Here is a 17,183-nt window from a genome sequence, read left to right as displayed (position 1 = left end):
ATGCGCACGTCAACCAGAGGAGCACAGCCATGCCAGCAAAATCCCAGGCCCAGCAACGCGCCGCGGGGGCGGCATTGTCGGCCAAGCGCGGCGAAACGAAAATGAAGGACCTCAAACCACCTTCGAAGTCGATGGCCAAATCGATGAGCGAGAAGGAGCTCGAGAAAATGGCCTCCACGCCGGCCCGCGGCAAACCGAAACACAAGCACGACGCCTGATCGACGCCGACGTGTGTTGGCGGCCGCTGTCATCCAGGAGGGCCCCATGCTTCGATACGCCATCATCTTCTTCATCATCGCGATCGTCGCGGCCGTGTTCGGTTTCGGCGGGATTGCGGCCGGCGCGGCGGAGATTGCGAAGATCCTGTTCTATATCTTCGTCGTGATCTTCCTCGTCACGCTGCTGCTGGGCGTCGTGCGACGATGAGCCGCGCGCCCGACCGGTCGCAGCGCATCGCGGAACTCGAGCACGCGCGCGCGATCTCGAACGATCCGCTGCTGCAGGGGCGCCTGTTCTTGTACACGGACACGCAGTTGAGCCGGCTCGGCGGGCCGAACTTCCGCGAAGTCCCGATCAACCGGCCGGTGTGCCCGTTCGCGAAAAACCCGCGCGATGCGATGCACCGGCAGGCGATCAACGTCGGGCAGGCCGTCGATCTCGACGCAGTCCTGAATGTGCTGTCCGGCCACATCGGCCGCCATCGCGTAGGGGCACGCGAGCAGCAGGCCGCCGCGTTGCCGGCGTAGCGCCGCGCGATCATGGACATCGTCGTCGCGCTGTTCGGACAAGGCCGGATGCTCGGCCCCGGGCAGATGGTGCTGCGGGCGATCGTCGTGTTCGTGGTCGCGCTGGTGTTGATCCGCATCGCCGGGCGGCGCGCGTTCGGCCAGCGCTCGCCGTTCGACTACGTGGTCGGGATCCTGCTCGGCGCGATCCTGAGCCGCGCGGTGGTCGGTGCGTCGCCGTTCGTGGCGACGGTAGCCGCGTCGCTCGCGATCGCGCTGCTGCATCGCATGATCGGCTGGGCCTGCGTGCGCTCGGGCCGACTCGAGCGGCTGCTGGTCGGCGCGGAGCGCGAGGTGTATCGCAACGGCCGCTTCGACGACGCGCAGATGCGCGCGGCCCTGATCACGCCGACGGACATACGCGAAAGCGTGCGTCAGGCGCTCGGCGCGAACGACCTGTCCGACGTCGACGCGGCGATCCTGGAGCGCAACGGTCACGTCAGCATCGTGCGGCGCAGCCGTTGCCGGAAGCCCTGACGGTCGCATACGGCGACGGACGCCGCAAGGAGGACCTCGATGACACGCATGATCTGGAAAGGCGCGATCAGCTTCGGGCTCGTTCACGTGCCCGTGCAGCTGTTCCCGGCCACGCGCACCGTGAAGCCGTCGTTCCGGCTGCTCGACAAGCGCTCGATGGATCCGGTCGGCTACCGGCAGGTCAACAAGCGCACCGGCAAGGAAGTCACGCGCGAGGACATCGTGCGCGGCTACGAGTACGAAAAGGAGCGCTATGTCGTGCTGACCGACGACGAGATCCGCGCGGCGAACCCCGAATCGACGCAGACCGTCGATATCGTGACGTTCGTCGACGAGGACGCCGTGTCGTTCCTGTATCTCGACACGCCGTACTACCTCGTGCCGGACCGCAAGGGCGAGAAGGTCTATGCGCTGCTGCGCGACGCGCTGAAGGATAGCGGCAAGATCGGCATCGCACACGTCGTGATGCGCGACCGCCAGCATCTCGGCGCGCTGATTCCGGTCGGGCCGCTGCTCGCGCTCGATACGCTGCGCTGGCAGGAGGAGTTGCGCCCGCTCGACGAGCTGTCGGTGCCGGCCGACGACGCGAAGCGCGCGGGCGTCAGTGCGCGCGAACTCGCGATGGCGAAGAAGCTGATCGACGACATGTCGGGATCGTGGACGCCCGACGAGTATCACGACACGTTCCGCGACGACATCCTCGAGCTGGTCGATCGCAAGGTGCGCGCGGGCCGGATCGAGGAAATCGAGGACCGGCCCGCGCAGACAGCGCGCACGGCGACCAACGTGGTCGACCTGACCGAGCTGCTCAAGCGCAGCCTGAAGGGCGGCGGTGCGCGTGCTGCACGCGCGGACGACGACGAGGATGCACGGACGCCTTCGCCTGCCACGGGCGCGCGGCGCAAGCCGGCGGCGAAGACGTCCGCGAAAGGCGCGGCAAAGACACCGGCGAAGCGCGCGGCGGCGAAGCATGGCGCGACCGGCACGCAGGCGGCGAAGAAGACCGCCGCGCGCCGCAAGCACGCCGCGTGACGGCGCGCGATGGAGGGTGACACGATGGCCGGCAAGCTCGAACCTTATCGCAGCAAGCGCCGCTTCGATGCGACGCCGGAACCCGCAGGTACGCACGGGCGCCGCCGCGCGCACGCCGATGCGAACGAGGAGAGGGCACCCAAGGCGCGACCGTCCGCGCGCACGGCCCGGCCGCTGCGCTTCGTGATCCAGGAACATCATGCACGGCGGCTGCACTACGACTTCCGCCTCGAGCTCGACGGCACGCTGAAATCGTGGGCCGTGCCGAAGGGGCCGAGCGTCGATCCGTCGGTGAAACGGCTGGCCGTGCATGTCGAGGATCATCCGCTCGAATATGCGTCGTTCGAAGGCGAGATCCCGGCCGGACATTACGGCGCGGGCTCGGTCACCGTGTGGGACGAGGGCACGTGGACGCCCGACGGTGGCATTGCCCGGGCACGCGACGGCTATCGCGCGGGCAAGCTGACGTTCCGGCTCGACGGCACGAAGCTGCATGGCGGCTGGGCGCTGGTGCGTAGCGGGCGGCGGCAGGAGCGCCAGGAGCAATGGCTGCTGATCAAGGAACGCGACGACAATGCGCGCGATGCGGAAAGCTTCGATGTCGTCGCGCAGCAGCCGGGCAGCGTGCATCGCGATCGAGCGCGCTCCACGCGCGCGAAGCCTGCCCACAGGCCGCAGGACGACCCGGCCGTCGCTGTGCCGGCCGACCCGTCTCGCGTGGAAGGCGCCGTGCGTAGTGCGTTGCCCGACCGCGTTACGCCGCAACTCGCGACACTCGTCGATGCGCCGCCTGCACACGAAGACTGGCGCTACGAAGTGAAATTCGACGGTTACCGGATCCTTGCCCGCATCGCGGGCCGTGGTGCGCGGCGGCACGTCACGCTGATGACGCGGGAAGGTCGCGACTGGACCGCGAAACTGCGCGTGCAGCGCGATGCGCTCGCGGCGCTCGATATCGACAACGCGTGGCTCGACGGCGAGGCCGTCGTCCTGGGCGCGAACGGACTGCCCGATTTCCAGGCACTGCAGATCGCGCTCGGCGCGGGCCGCTCGGACGCGGTGACGCTGTTCGTGTTCGATCTGCCCTTTCTCGACGGATACGACCTGCGCGATGCGCCGCTCGCCGCGCGTCGCGCGCTGCTCGAACCGTTGCTCGCCGGCAGCGATCCCGCACGGCTGCGCTACTCGCCCGATCTCGGCGACGACGTTGCGTCGCTGATCACGCACGCGTGCGACACGGGGCTCGAAGGGTTGATCGGCAAGCGCGCGGATTCACGCTATCGGGGCGGCCGCTCGTCCGCATGGATCAAGCTGAAATGCCGGCGGCGGCAGGAGTTCGTGATCGGCGGCTACACCGAGCCGTCGGGCAGCCGGCATGGCTTCGGCGCGCTGCTGCTCGGTGTGTACGAGCCGGCCACGAGCGCGGGCGGCAAGCGGCCACGCGGCGCGCCGCCGTTGCGCTATGTCGGCCGCGTCGGTACCGGGTTCGATACGCGTCTGCTCGACCGGCTCGCGGCGACGCTGCGCAAGCACGAACGCAGCACGACGCCGTTCGATCCACCGCCGCGCGAACGGTCCCGCACGCGTGTCCACTGGGTCGAGCCGACGCTCGTCGCCGAATGCGAATTCGCGGAATGGACGGGCGGCGGAATCGTGCGGCAGGCGGCATTCGTCGCGTTGCGCGAAGACAAGCCGGCGCGGCGGATCGTCCGCGAGGTGCCGCAGCAAACCGAAACGGAGGCGACGATGAACGAACCCCGCGCAGCGCACGACCAACCCTCGCACGCACCGCATACCGATACGGCGCCTGGCCGCAAGCGCAGCGCGCGGTCGTCCGCGTCCTCCGGCAAGACGCGCGGCGCGGCCGCCGCCGATCATGTCGGCCGCGTGCGCATCACGCATCCCGATCGTGTGCTCGATCCGCAGAGCGGCACGCGCAAGATCGACCTCGCGCATTACTGGCAATGGGTCGCGCCGTGGCTGCTGCCGGACCTGAAGGGGCGACCCGTGTCGCTCGTGCGCGCACCGGGCGACATCGCCGGCGAACTGTTCTTCCAGAAGCACGCAGAGCGCCGCGAGATCCCGTTCGTCACGCAGCACGAAGGGCTCGACCCCGGCCACGGGCCGCTTCTGTCGATCGACAGCGTCGATGCGCTGCTCGGTGCCGCGCAGATGGGCACGATCGAGCTGCACACGTGGAACGCGCACGCGTCGAACATCGAGCGGCCGGACCGCATCGTGTTCGACCTCGATCCGGATCCGTCGCTGCCGTGGCGCGCGATGATCGACGCTGCGCAGCTCGTGCGCGGCCTGCTCGACGAGCTGGGGCTCGTCTCGTTCTGCAAGACGAGCGGCGGCAAGGGGCTGCACGTCGTCGTGCCGCTCACGCGGCATGCGGGCTGGGACGACGTGAAGGATTTCTCGCGCGCGATTGCGCAGCACGTCGCGGGTGCGCTGCCCGACCGTTTCACCGCGACGATGGGGCCGCGTCATCGGCGCGGCAAGATCTTCGTCGACTACCTGCGCAACGGGCGCGGCGCGAGCACGATCGCCGCGTATTCGGTACGCGCGCGGCCCGGCATGGGCGTATCGGTGCCGCTCGACTGGGACGAGGTGCCCGACACGACGGGCGGCGCACAGTGGACGATCGATACGCTCCATGAGCGCCTCGACACGTTGACGCGCGATCCGTGGGACGGCTATGCGCAGGCGCGTCAGCGCATCACCGCGTCGATGCGTGCGCGGCTGGGTGCAGAAACGTGAATGCGCCATCGTCGCCCGCATGCAGCGGCACGCCGCTTGCTGCGACACCGGCGCGGCACGTCCCGTGCCGCGTCACTGACGGAGGGCCTCATGAGCGGAAGGCTGGTTCATTGCAAGGTGGCAATCCTCGCGGTCGACGGCTTCGAGGAAGCGGAGCTCGTCGAACCGCAGCGCGCACTCGCAGCCGAAGGCGCGCAGGTCGACGTGATTTCGCAGAAGCGCGGCGAGATCCAGGGCTTCAGGCACGTCGAGAAGGGCAAGCGCGTGCAGGTCGACCGCACGTTCGACGATGCGCGCGAGGGCGATTACGACGCGGTCGTGCTGCCTGGCGGCGTCGTGAACGGCGACGCGATCCGGATGGTGCCGGCCGCGCGCGAGTTCGTGACGGCGGCCGTCGGTGCGGGCAAGCCGATCGCGGCGATCTGCCACGGTGGCTGGCTGCTCGTGTCCTCCGGTCTCGTGGAAGGCCGCACGATGACGAGCTGGCCGAGCCTTCAGGACGACATCCGTCATGCGGGCGGCAAGTGGGTCGACCAGGAAGTCGTACGTGACGGCCCTTTCATCACCAGTCGCAAGCCGGACGACCTGCCCGCCTTCAACGGCGCGCTGATCGACTCGCTGGCGCAACCGGGGGCGTGAACCGTGCCGGCCGCCATCCGTCATGTCATGCCGCTTGCCCGGGGAAGGCATCGATCTTGCGGATCGACTGCTGTTTCATTCATACCGGAGAAGATCATGAGCGTGGCTTCGACTGGACGGCCGACGACGGAGGCCGAATCGATCGGCGACGGGCGTGGTGGCGCGCAGCACACTGTGACGCCTACGCGGACGCGCAAGGCAAGGGCGACGTCGCGCGGCACACGGCCGGCTCGGGAGCGGGAAACGAGGAGCGGGCCGGTGACCGCAGGCAGCGGCGGCGAGACGGGCCAGCCGTTGTGGGAGGACGACGGTGGGTCGTTGCCGCCTGAAGAGTGGTCGTGAAACGCAAACGCGGCTCGTCTGCGCCATGTGATGGCACGAGCCGGCGCGACGGCGGTGAATGCATCGTGTGTTCGTCATCGGCAGCGCACGTATGCGTCGTGACCCAGGATCCGTGCCGGCGAGCCTGCCTGCCCGCACGGGGCGCGCTCGACGTCGAGCTGGGCGTGCGCTTCGGCTACGGTCGCGCCCGTTCGGCCGCCACGCGCCGCTCGACGTGGGGCGGCGCTGGGCCGACGCGGTCCGCGCGGGCGTGCCGTGCGGCGCGCGTAAGGTCACCGGGCACGCAAGCTGCTCGTTAGTCGGCGGCGCCCGCACGCGGGATCGAACCCCGTGCCATTGCGCGTGCGCCGAAATCGACATCCGTCTCCTGGAGGCGCCCATGCGTGAAGCGAACCATCCATCCCGCGTCCGGTCGGGCGCGCACGACCGACCCCCGGCCGATCCGCGGGCGGTCACGGTACGGCATCCGGTCACGCGCGCGTTCGAACGGTTCGCGTCGCACGTGACCGTGTGGGCCGGTTCGCCAATCGCGTTCGGCAGCGCCGTGGCCGTCACGGCGCTGTGGCTCGTCACGGGGCCGGTTTTCCACTATTCGGATACGTGGCAGCTCGTCATCAATACCGGGACGACGATCATCACGTTCCTGATGGTGTTCCTGCTGCAGCGCAACCAGAATCGCGACAGCGTCGCGATGCACCTGAAGCTCGACGAACTCGTCGCCGTCACGCACGCGGCAAGCGACCGGCTGATCGGGATCGAGGACGCGTCGGAGGAAGAACTGCGCGCGATGGCGCAGACCTACCTCGACTTGGCGAAGCGGGTGGCCGCCCGGGAGGAAAAACAGGGTGCCGATCGCGATCGCAAGCGGGCCGGTCATTCGCCTGAATCCTGACGGGCGGCAGCGCGACTGCGGAACGGCCGGTACGGGATCCGCGGACGATTTTTCAAGTGCTTGTCATTTCTGTCCCGGCGTCGCCGCGTGAACGGGGGGCTGGGCGACACGTTCGTCGGCGCGCTCGGCAAGCCGCCGTGCCGAGCGCGCCGAATCTTGCGGTGTGGCCGATGGCGCTGTTGCGCATTTCGCCGGAGCAGTTCGGCGTTTGCCGGTAGTCCGGCCCGTATTGCGCAGGCCGCCAATTCGAAGAATCGACGCAGCGCGCGTTGAGCCAGGTACGGAAATCGCTCCGATCCGCAATTGAACGCTGCACGACGAATCTCCGTCGTTCACCTCGCCTGTGTCGGCAAACAATCTTCCGTATGGGCGGGGAATCGCGTGCAGCGTTGAAAGCGAGCAGCCAAGAAGCACAAGTTGGTGCAGTACGGTCCGCGGCCGCCGGCGGCGTGTTTGCCCGGTACCCGGAGATCCGTTGTCGGCATGCTCCGGGTCAAGCGCTTGTCTCGGCCAGGTAGCCGGATGTCAATGGACAGCGCATGCACTTCCAGGCGGCATTGTTTCCGGTGTTTAAGGAGAGGCGCTCCACTCGGCGATGTCGCGATCTATTGTCAAGGGGCAATGCCATGCACGTATTCGCGAACTTGAGTCCATTGGTCTCGCTGATCGCCGGAATTCTGATTCTGGTGGTACCGCGCCTGCTGAATTACATCGTCGCAATCTACCTGATCGTCATAGGATTGCTCGGACTTTTCGGAGGACATTTCCACTGACGAGCGGCCTGGAATGGCCCGGTGCACGACCGGACCGGGTCACTCACGCGAATGTGCGGGAAGGCACGATACGCGTCGACAGGCGGGAATGAGGAAAAGCGGCGGCTATACGGTCTTCGGCAACGAGCTCGGGCGCGTCGGCATCTAGATGTGTTCGACCCGTACCTCGACCGAATCCTTGGGCACGGTCAATCGCGTGCGTCCAAGCAGCGCATCCGCGGGCGCGGTTCCGTCCGGGTTCAGCGGCTTCACTTTGTTGAACGTGACGGAAAAACGGTCCGGCGTGACGGTGGCCGATGCGTAACCCTGTGCGTCGTGGTCGGCGTGGCACAGATCGGGGTTGTTCGCCATCAGGAAGCTGTCCAGCCGGGCTGGGGTGGCCACCATCGACGCGAGCGGCGTACCTTTCCATGCGGTTTTCAGGTACGAATAGAAGGATGCGCTGCTGATGCCGGCACAGACGAAATCGACGATCACCGGTATCCCCGTCGCAGGATCGGGATCGTCCCGCACGACGCCGCACTGAAATGCATGCAGATCCCCGGTGATCGCGACGACGTTGTGGATTTCGTGGTCCTTCAAGTAGGCGAGCAGTTCGTGCTTGTGCGCGGGATAGCCGTCCCAGGCGTCGCAATCGGCCACGAGGCGGGCTGCCGGTGTCTTGGGTGCGCCAGGCATCAGCAACCACAGGCGGTTCAACATCACCTCGTTGCCCCACACCTTCCAGGTTGCCGGCGAGCCCTTCATCATGTCTTTCCACCATCGTGTCTGTTCCGGGCCGAGCATCGACGGCGGGCGACCAAGCTGCTCCGTATCGCGCGCCTCGTCACGTTGCAGCACGTCCTGCTTGACGAAGTAGCGCGAGCCGGCTGCGTCGTCTCCATGCACCGGGTCGTGCCCACGCGCGCGCGCGACAGCGGCCTCGCTCACGACGTGGTCGTCGCGATACAGCCGCTCGTCCGTCATCACCAGATGCATCAGCATGCCGAAACGAAAATCACGGTAGATGCGGATGTTCGTGTAAGACGGATGGTCCGGCTCGAAGCGCACATCGCCCCAATCCACCGGCATGTACTCCGCCCACGCGCGACTGGCGCTGCGTCGCCGCCGGGTTTCCTGCCGCTCCTCGTTGGTATAGACCTGATGGTCCTGCCAGCAGTCGTCGGAAAATTCGTGGTCGTCCCAGATCGCGATCATCGGCAGGCGCTGGTGCAGCGTCTGCAGGCGCGGATCGGTACGATAGGTGCGATAGAGCGTCCGGTAGTCTTCGAGCGAATCGGCATACGCGCGACCGTCCGCGAGCAGCTTGCCGTCGGGCAAGCGCAGCGGCGAATGCGCGGGCTCGGCACGGCCGGGGGGAGTGGTTCCGACCGCTTCATAGATGTAATCGCCCACGTGCACGACGAAATCGAGATCGCGTTCATCAGCCAGCAGCGTCATCGCCTGCCAGTGGTTGACGCTCCAGTCCTGGCAGGTGAGCCACGCGAAGCGAACCTGCTCGTTGGCCTCGTTTGCCTCCGGCGCCGTGCGCGCGACGCCCGTCATGCTGACGTCGTCGCCGGCGACGAACCTGTAGTGATAGGTCGTCTTCGGCAAGCACGCCGTCACCTTCGCGCGCACGGTGAAGTCGTAGGTGGCCAGCGCCGTCAGCGGGACGCTGGCGACGAGCGTCGAGAAATCCGGCAGCGTCGACACTTCCAGTCGTAGTGGTACCGCGCGCACGGCGCCTTTTGCATGATGCCGAGCATCCGGCGATACCGGTACGCATCGCGTCCAGAACACGATGGAGCGATCGCGCGGATCACCGCTCGCGACACCTTGCGGGAATCGATAGCGGTTCTCGCGCATGGCGCTGACCGCCAGGCCCGCCCGCGGCGCGCAGTGAGCGGCGGTGGCAGCCGCAATGGTAAAAAAGGCCGACGACTTGAGGAAATGGCGACGATCCATCGATCCTCCCGATCGACATCTCGTGGATGCGGGAAGCACGGCCGCAGGCGTTTGCTTCTCTCGTTCACAAGCGTGCCACTGCCACACTGCGCGGGCAGGTAGAGCAGTCGATCCGGAACATTACTGCGAAGATCGACACCTGAAAAGTCGTGAGAACCCCATTTCGAGTTCACGCACGCAACCCCTGGCGGAGTGCGCCTTTTCTGCAATCCCTCGAAGTCCCTGCTCATGTCGCGGATCGTCCGGCAACCTGGCGTCGCGGCACCCGTTCATGGCTCGCGCAAGCGTTCGACAAGTCGACCGCGATTGCGCGTCGATATCGTCAGACCCGCCCATTCGAAGCGTAATCAGGAACACGAATTGCTCGATACGGTGCAGCAAACTCGGGGGAGTGAGAAATGCACATCGGCCACACCGTCGGCAAGGCGGCCGCGTGGCTTGCCGTTATCGTCACGCTGGCGCTTGCAGCGCTGGTTGTCTTCATGGTGACGTTCGACTGGAATCGAGCCCGGCCTTGGGTAGATGACAAGGTATCCGACGCGATCGGACGGCAGTTCGCCATCAACGGCGACCTCCGTATCGGGTGGCGTCGGCCCGTGAGCGAGCAGGGCTGGCGTGCATGGGTGCCATGGCCGCGATTCAGCGCACGCAATGTCACGATCGCCAACCCGGATTGGGCGCGCACGAAGCATTTCGTCACGCTGGACGAGATCAGCTTCGAAGTCGAGGCGCTGCCGCTGATGGCACGCCGAATCGTGATTCCGGCCATCGATCTGGTCAATCCGTCCGTCGACCTCGAACGCCTCAGGGACGGGCGAGTCAACTGGACGATCAAGCTCAAGGAGCCCGCGCATCGCGGCCGATGGACGCTCGACCTGCATGAGATCGCGTTTGCCCAAGGCAATCTCGGCTACTACGACCAGCAAAAGCAATTCGATCTGAGCGCCGTGATCGACACGCTCGGCCGGCCGATTCCGTTCGGCGCGGTGGTGAAACAGCAGGAGGCGTCGGCGCGCCACGAATCGGCACAGGCCGTCGGGCCGGCAGGTCAAAAAAAGCTCGCGGCCCAGGCGCACGCCGGTTCGACGCAACCGGTGGTGCCTGCGTCGGGTGCCGAAGCGGCGTCCCGCGCATCGGCAGCGGCCTCGCAAGCGGTGGCCGCTGCGTCGCATGCTGCAGCGATGACGTCCGGCACCGCGATCGCTCCGGCTGCATCTGGCCTGCCGGCGGCGTCGAGCGCACCCGCGGCTGCCGCACCGGGCGCAACGGCCTCCGCGGCAGCGAACGCATCGGCGGGCGCGGCGCCCGCAGCATCTGCCGGCGTTGGCACTTACACGATCGGCTGGACCGTCAAGGGGACCTACAAGAAGGGGAAGGTCGTCGGCACCGGCAAGATCGGCAATTTGCTGGAGGTGCAGGGTACGCAACACCCGTTTCCGGTTCAGGCCGATTTGCGCTTTGGCGATACGCACCTGGCGCTCGTCGGCACGCTGACCGATCCGTCTCACCTGGCAGCGGTGGATCTCCGACTGTGGCTCGCGGGCACCAGCATGGCTCACCTGTATGAAGTCACGGGCATCACCCTGCCCGAAACCCCGCCTTATGCGACCGACGGCCGACTGGTCGGCCAGTTCCGGGCGTCCGGCAACGTCTTCAAGTACGAGGACTTCACGGGACGCGTCGGCGGCAGCGATCTCAACGGCACGCTGGTGTACGTTTCGCGCGAGCCGAGGCCGCTCTTGTCCGGTACGCTGGTGTCAAAGCTGCTGCAGTTCTCCGACCTTGCACCGCTCATCGGCGCCGACACGAATGCCAGCAAGGCGCGGCGGGGCGCCGCCGTCGCGCAGCCCGCGAACAAGGCGTTGCCGGTCGAGCCGTTCCGCACGGACCGCTGGAAGAAGGTCGACGCCGATGTTCGATTTACCGGGCGGCGCATCGTCAAGACTTCGAGCTTGCCGATTACCGACTTGTCGACCCACGTCATCATGCATGACGGTGTGCTGACGCTCGACCCGCTGAACTTCGGTGTCGCGGGCGGGACGCTTGCGTCGAACATTCACCTGGACGGCAGCGGCGTGCCGCTCAAAGGGCGATTCTCGCTGCAGGCGCGACATCTGAAACTCAAGCAACTGTTCCCGACATTCACGGTGATGCAAACGGCGCTCGGCGAGGTCAACGGCGATGCCGCGTTGTCGGCCACCGGCAATTCGCCGGCGGCACTCGCAGCGACTTCCAACGGGGAAGTGAAGACGTTGGTGACCGACGGCACGGTGAGTCTCTTGTTGATGGAAGCCGCCGGGCTGAACGTTGCAAACGTGGTGTACGAGAAATTGTTCGGCACACGCGACGTCAGGATCAATTGCGGCGTGGCCGACTTCGTGGTCACCAATGGCGTGCTCGATTCGCGCGTGTTCGCGCTCGACACCGATGATGCGGTGATCGGAATGGACGGTAACGTGAACCTGCGAGACGAGACCATGAATCTCACGATCCATCCCCATACCAAGGGATTCCGCGTGATATCGCTACGCTCGCCACTGTACGTCACCGGCTCCTTCAAGCAGCCGCACGTCGGGGTCAAGGCCGGCGCGCTGATCGCGCGTGGCGGGGCAGCGATCGGGCTGGGCTTGCTGAATCCGCTCGCGAGTCTGCTCGCGTTGCTGCAGCCGGGCCGCAACCGCCCGTTGCCGTGCCAGCAGATGCTGGCCAGCATGGAGCAGCGCCCGACGGCGCCACCGCCGGGAATCCGGCAGAAGGCGAAGCCTGCACCGGCGTATATGAACGCGCTGTCGGCTGCTTCGTCGGCCTCGGCGGCTTCCGCGCCGGCCAGCGCCGAACCCGGGCAGGCGGAGCGGTCGAACCGGGCGTCCTCTCACGGCCGGTAACGCTGCCTTGCCTCGAGCGGTTTTTCCGCATGCCCATGCGGCTGCGGGGCGGCGTCAAGCTTAAATTGGTACGCAATTTTCGTTGACTTCGGTCTTAATGCAATTCTTCCATTGCTGTTCCACTCGGATCAGGGCGGCCAGTATGTGAGCCGGAAATTCCGTCAATCCTCAAAATATCTGGTTTGCCAGATGGTGCGGTATCGTACAAAGAGCGCCGGAAAAGTGACGGATCATTGGCCCGTCGGATTCAGTGCTGTAAGAATCTCCGAGGTGAAATCTGATGTCGACCAGCCATCCAATGACGTTTCGTTGATTAGGTGAGCGGCATTTGGCACACGATTATTCTCGGTCGGGCAGTCTTTTTCGTTGAAACTTCGTACTCCATGACGTGCGGGTGCCGCGGCATCCATGCGCGGGGCATCTACGCGTCCGTTACTCGGCGTACTCGGCGTCTTTCAGCCGGACGCCGGGCGGGACGGAGAATGCACGCATATTGCCGCTGAATTGCCGTCCGGTTGTCGATTGCTGAGAAAGAGCGACCGATTCATCTCGGCCGACGGGATTTTATACGCCATTTGAGCAGGGCTGATGCATTTATTTAATTCCGCCTGGTCGATATGTCACGTCGTTCGAAAGTTTAAATCTATTTAACGTGTTGATCTGCGTCGCAATTGCGGCGTTGTTCGATGCCCCGCTAGATGGATTATCTAGCATTTTGAAACTGGAGAAATGCAATGCAAGAACTGAATCAACAGGAAATCGCACAAGTTTCCGGCGGCTACTACAGCGGCCCGGGCATCCCGTCGGCACTGGGCAACATCATCGAATGGGGCGGCAGCACCGCGGAGAGCATCGGCAATGCGCTGACGTTCGGCATCTTCGCCGCACCGGTCAAGCAGGCATACAACATCGGCGAGACGATCACGACCGCCGCGGTGAACCTGCTGGACGGCCTTTTCGGCGGCCCGCAGTACTGAGTTGCCCGCGTTGAGGCGACGCGGTAGCCGCCGCGTCTCCCAATGATGGAACTGACGATCCGGTATGCACGGGTCTTCTTTGTATACCGGATCGCTTTCGCCTGTTCCGACGCGTGGAAGCGGAATGGACGTCGATACCGATATTTGGCGACACGTTGGTGAAAATGGAGTTCGGTCTCTTTCGTTCTGAAGCGGCACAGGCTCGGCGTATGCGGGTGCTGGGCGACATCGTGCTGGTGCACCCCCTGCCCATGACGCTGCTGACGGTCGTCGCGATGGTCATGGCCACCTGCGTGGTGCTGTTCTTCACGTTTGGTACGTATACGCGGCGCACGACGGTCTCCGGCGTGGTGATGCCGGATGCGGGGCTGGTCAAGGTCTATGCATTGCAGCCGGGCATCGTTGTCGAGCGCGACGTGAAGGAAGGGCAGCGCGTGACGCGCGGGCAGACGCTCTATACGGTGTCGACCGACTTGCTGAGCGCGGCGCAAGGCGCGACGCAGGCCGCATTGATCGCGCAGGCGCGGCAGCGCAAGGCGTCGCTGCTCGCGGAAATGGACAAGACCCGCAGCCTGCAGCAGGACGAACGCGACACGCTGCGCGCGAAGATCGTGAACCTGAAAGGCACGCTCGCGCAAATCGACGACCAGCTCGCGGCCCAGCGGCTGCGCACGTCGATCGCGGCCGACGGCGCGACGCGCTATCGCGGCCTGCTCGCGCAGGATTACATCTCGAAGGACCAGGCGCAGCAGCGCGAGGCCGACTTGCTCGACCAGCAATCGAAGCTGAACGGGCTGCTGCGCGACCGTGCATCGACGCTCCAGTCGATCACCGAGGCGAGCAACGAACTGTCGGGGCTCGGCTTCAAGCAGCAGAACCAGCTCGCGCAGATCGACCGCAACGTGATCGACGTCGACCAGAACCTGATCGAAAGCGAGGCGAAGCGCCGGATCGTCGTCACGGCGCCGGAGGCGGGCGTCGTCACGGCCGCGATCGCCGACGTCGGCCAGTCGGTCGATACGTCGCGGCCGCTCGCGAGTGTCGTGCCGGGCGGCGCGCGCTGGCAGGCACACCTGTTCGTGCCGAGCACGGCGATCGGCTTCGTGCGGGTCGGCGAACCGGTGCTGGTCCGCTATCAGGCGTTCCCTTATCAGAAATTCGGTCAGTACGGGGCCACGGTCATGTCGATCGCTCGCACGGCGCTGTCGGCGACTGAACTCGCGAACGACGGCGGCCCGGGGGCGACGCCGGGAGAGGGGCGCGACGCGACTTTCTACCGCGTAATCGTCGCGCTCGACGCGCAGCACGTCACCGCTTACGGCGCGCAGCAACCGCTGCAGGCCGGCATGACGTTGCAGGCGGACATCCTGCAGGAACGCAGGCGCCTGTACGAATGGGTGCTCGAGCCGCTTTACAGCCTGACCGGCAAACTCTGACGGGCGCACGCATGCGATTACTCGATCGACTCTCGTTCGGCCTCGGCCGCAAGCTGCCGATGGTCCTGCAGACCGAAGCGGCCGAATGCGGCATCGCGTGTCTCGCGATGGTGGCCGGCTATCACGGCCATCACATGGATCTCGCGACGCTGCGCGCGCAGTTTCCCGTCTCGCTGAAGGGGGCGGGCCTGGGGCGCGTGATCGAGATCGCGCAGCTACTGTCGCTCGGCACGCGTGCGGTGAAGCTCGACATGGCGCAGCTCGGCCAGTTGCGCCTGCCGTGCCTGCTGCACTGGAATTTCAACCACTTCGTCGTGCTGAAGGAAGTGAACGGCAAGACCGCGACGATCCACGATCCGTCGCACGGTATTCGCAAGGTGCCGCTCGCCGATGTCTCGAGCGGGTTTACTGGCGTCGCGCTGGAGCTGTGGCCGAGCGCCGGCTTCGCGCCGCGCGCGGCGCGGCCGGCGGTCAGGCTGCGCGAACTGCTGGGCCCGGTGTCGGGGTTGTCGCGTTCGCTCGCGCAGATTCTGGTGCTGGCGATTGCGCTCGAAGTCTTCATGCTCGTGCAGCCGTTCTTCCTGCAATGGGTGATCGACGAAGTGATCGTCAGCGCCGATCGCGACCTGCTGACGGTGCTCGCGCTCGGCTTCGGCCTGCTGCTGCTGATGCAGCAGGCGACCGGCGCGATTCGCGCGTGGGCGCTGATGTATGTCGGGGTCACGCTCAACATCCAGTGGCGGGCGAACGTGTTCACGCATCTGCTGAGCCTGCCGGTGCGCTATTACGAACGCCGCCATCTCGGCGACGTCGTGTCGCGCTTCGGCTCGATCGACACGATCCAGCAGACGCTGACCACGTCGTTTCTCGGTGCGGTGATCGACGGGCTGATGACGCTCGTCACGCTGGCGATGATGTTCGTATACAGCCGCACGCTCGGCCTCGTCGCGATGGCGACGATGGCGCTGTACGCGCTCGCCCGCTGGATGTGGTACGGCCCGTTGCGGCGTGCGACGGAGGACCAGATCGTGCACGCGGCCAGGCAGCAGAGCCATTTCCTCGAAACGGTGCGCGGCGTAAAGACGATCAAGCTGTTCAACCGCCAGACGGCGCGTCGCGCGAGCTGGATCACGCTGCTGGTCGAGCAAGTCAACGCGAGCCTGCACGTGCAGAAGCTGCAGATCTTCTACCAGCAGCTCAACGGGCTGCTGTTCGGCATCGAGAACGTGCTGGTCATCTGGCTCGGCGCGCGGATGGTGATGGACGGCCAGTTCACGGTCGGCGTGCTGATGGCGTTCAACGCGTACAAGAATCAGTTCGACAGCCGGGTTGGCAGCCTGATCGACAAGTATTTCGAGGTCAAGATGCTGCAGTTGCAGGGCGAGCGGCTGGCCGACATCGTGTTCACCGAAGCGGAACCCGACGCGAGCCTGCGCAGCGTGCCGGGCGAGGCGGTCACGCTCGACGCGAGCATCGAGATCGACGGGCTGTCGTTCCGCTATGCGGACGGCGAGCCGCTTGTGCTGGACGGTGTCAATGCGACGATCGCGGCCGGCGAATCGGTCGCGATCGTCGGGCAGTCCGGTTGCGGGAAGACGACGCTGATCGGCGTGCTGCTCGGGATTCACGAGCCGACGGGCGGCGCCGTGCGCATCGGCGGGCTCGACGTGGCCAGGCTCGGCATCGAGCGGTTGCGCGCGCTGGTCGGCACGGTGCTGCAGGACGACGTGCTGTTCGCGGGGTCGATCGCCGAGAACATCAGCTTCTTCGATCCGGAAGCGGACCCGGACTGGGTCGCCGAATGCGCGCGCATCGCGGCCGTGCACGACGACATCGCGGCGATGCCGATGGGTTACAACACGCTCGTCGGCGACATGGGCACCGTACTGTCCGGCGGCCAGAAGCAGCGCGTGCTGCTGGCGCGCGCGCTGTACAAGCGGCCGCGCATCCTGGTGCTCGACGAAGCGACGAGCCATCTCGACATTCAGCGCGAGATGCAGGTCAATGCGGCCGTCACGCAGCTCGCGATGACGCGGCTCATCGTCGCGCACCGGCCGGAGACCATCGCGTCCGCGCAGCGCGTCATCATGCTGCAGGGCGGGAAGGTCGTGCTCGATCAGTCGACCGCGGCGATGCGCGCGGCGGCCGCGGCGAAGTCGCACGCGGGCGTACCGGCCGCGACTCGGCCGGCGCCGCACGATGCCGATCCGGTACAGCCGGTGGCGGGGCGCTAGA

Annotated in this window: 13 protein-coding genes and 1 pseudogene; 13 read left to right on the top strand and 1 reads right to left on the bottom strand. The window is 66.2% G+C overall.

Annotated elements, in window-relative coordinates; genetic code table 11:
* Nucleotides 1-29 precede the first annotated feature (29 nt).
* From B7G54_RS16110 to B7G54_RS16065, 9 genes and pseudogenes are all read left to right on the top strand, one after another.
* The gene (locus B7G54_RS16110) at nt 30-218 is read left to right on the top strand and encodes a DUF3008 family protein (RefSeq protein WP_085039946.1); all 189 of its coding nucleotides are present in this window, start codon (nt 30-32) and stop codon (nt 216-218) included.
* 46 nt (nt 219-264) lie between these two features.
* The gene (locus B7G54_RS16105) at nt 265-426 is read left to right on the top strand and encodes a DUF1328 family protein (protein ID WP_027792525.1); all 162 of its coding nucleotides are present in this window, start codon (nt 265-267) and stop codon (nt 424-426) included.
* A 59-nt stretch (nt 427-485) separates the two neighbouring features.
* Nucleotides 486-650, top strand: a pseudogene (locus tag B7G54_RS16100) (catalase); the annotation flags it as partial.
* Between the two features lie 108 nt (nt 651-758).
* Nucleotides 759-1,262: a DUF421 domain-containing protein gene (locus B7G54_RS16095; protein ID WP_085039945.1), complete on the top strand. Its 504-nt coding sequence runs from the start codon at nt 759-761 to the stop codon at nt 1,260-1,262.
* Between the two features lie 39 nt (nt 1,263-1,301).
* Nucleotides 1,302-2,294, top strand: coding sequence for a non-homologous end joining protein Ku (gene ku, locus B7G54_RS16090; RefSeq protein WP_085039944.1), 993 nt, complete (start codon nt 1,302-1,304; stop codon nt 2,292-2,294).
* Nucleotides 2,295-2,318: 24 nt separating this feature from the next.
* On the top strand, nt 2,319-5,057 hold the full coding sequence (gene ligD / locus B7G54_RS16085; protein WP_085039943.1) for a DNA ligase D: 2,739 nt from the start codon (nt 2,319-2,321) through the stop codon (nt 5,055-5,057).
* Nucleotides 5,058-5,147: 90 nt separating this feature from the next.
* Nucleotides 5,148-5,696, top strand: coding sequence for a type 1 glutamine amidotransferase domain-containing protein (locus tag B7G54_RS16080; RefSeq protein ID WP_085040085.1), 549 nt, complete (start codon nt 5,148-5,150; stop codon nt 5,694-5,696).
* Nucleotides 5,697-6,417: 721 nt separating this feature from the next.
* The gene (locus B7G54_RS16070) at nt 6,418-6,930 is read left to right on the top strand and encodes a low affinity iron permease family protein (RefSeq protein ID WP_085039941.1); all 513 of its coding nucleotides are present in this window, start codon (nt 6,418-6,420) and stop codon (nt 6,928-6,930) included.
* A gap of 626 nt (nt 6,931-7,556) precedes the next feature.
* A complete protein-coding gene (locus tag B7G54_RS16065; RefSeq protein ID WP_085039940.1) occupies nt 7,557-7,703 on the top strand; it encodes a DUF3096 domain-containing protein in 147 nt (48 codons plus the stop codon).
* Between the two features lie 144 nt (nt 7,704-7,847).
* On the opposite strand, the gene B7G54_RS16060 is transcribed toward B7G54_RS16065, so the two are convergent.
* Entirely contained in the window at nt 7,848-9,650 is a 1,803-nt protein-coding gene (locus B7G54_RS16060) for an alkaline phosphatase D family protein (RefSeq protein WP_085039939.1), read from the bottom strand.
* A gap of 398 nt (nt 9,651-10,048) precedes the next feature.
* Here B7G54_RS16060 and B7G54_RS16055 point away from each other — a divergent pair, with 398 nt between their 5' ends.
* From B7G54_RS16055 to B7G54_RS16040, 4 genes are all read left to right on the top strand, one after another.
* Nucleotides 10,049-12,535 (top strand): AsmA family protein, encoded by a 2,487-nt coding sequence (locus tag B7G54_RS16055; protein ID WP_085039938.1) that lies wholly within the window; start codon nt 10,049-10,051, stop codon nt 12,533-12,535.
* Nucleotides 12,536-13,269: 734 nt separating this feature from the next.
* Nucleotides 13,270-13,512: a hypothetical protein gene (locus B7G54_RS16050; protein ID WP_034190058.1), complete on the top strand. Its 243-nt coding sequence runs from the start codon at nt 13,270-13,272 to the stop codon at nt 13,510-13,512.
* A 164-nt stretch (nt 13,513-13,676) separates the two neighbouring features.
* Complete coding sequence (locus B7G54_RS16045; protein ID WP_085039937.1) at nt 13,677-14,948, top strand: HlyD family secretion protein; 1,272 nt, start codon at nt 13,677-13,679, stop codon at nt 14,946-14,948.
* 11 nt (nt 14,949-14,959) lie between these two features.
* Complete coding sequence (locus B7G54_RS16040) at nt 14,960-17,182, top strand: peptidase domain-containing ABC transporter (RefSeq protein ID WP_085039936.1); 2,223 nt, start codon at nt 14,960-14,962, stop codon at nt 17,180-17,182.
* The last annotated feature ends 1 nt before the right edge of the window (nt 17,183 follow it).

The organism is Burkholderia puraquae (assembly GCF_002099195.1).
GTDB classification, from domain to species: Bacteria; Pseudomonadota; Gammaproteobacteria; order Burkholderiales; family Burkholderiaceae; genus Burkholderia; species Burkholderia puraquae.
Note: the sequence above shows the minus strand (reverse complement) of the source record. Positions and strands in the feature narration are given on the sequence as shown.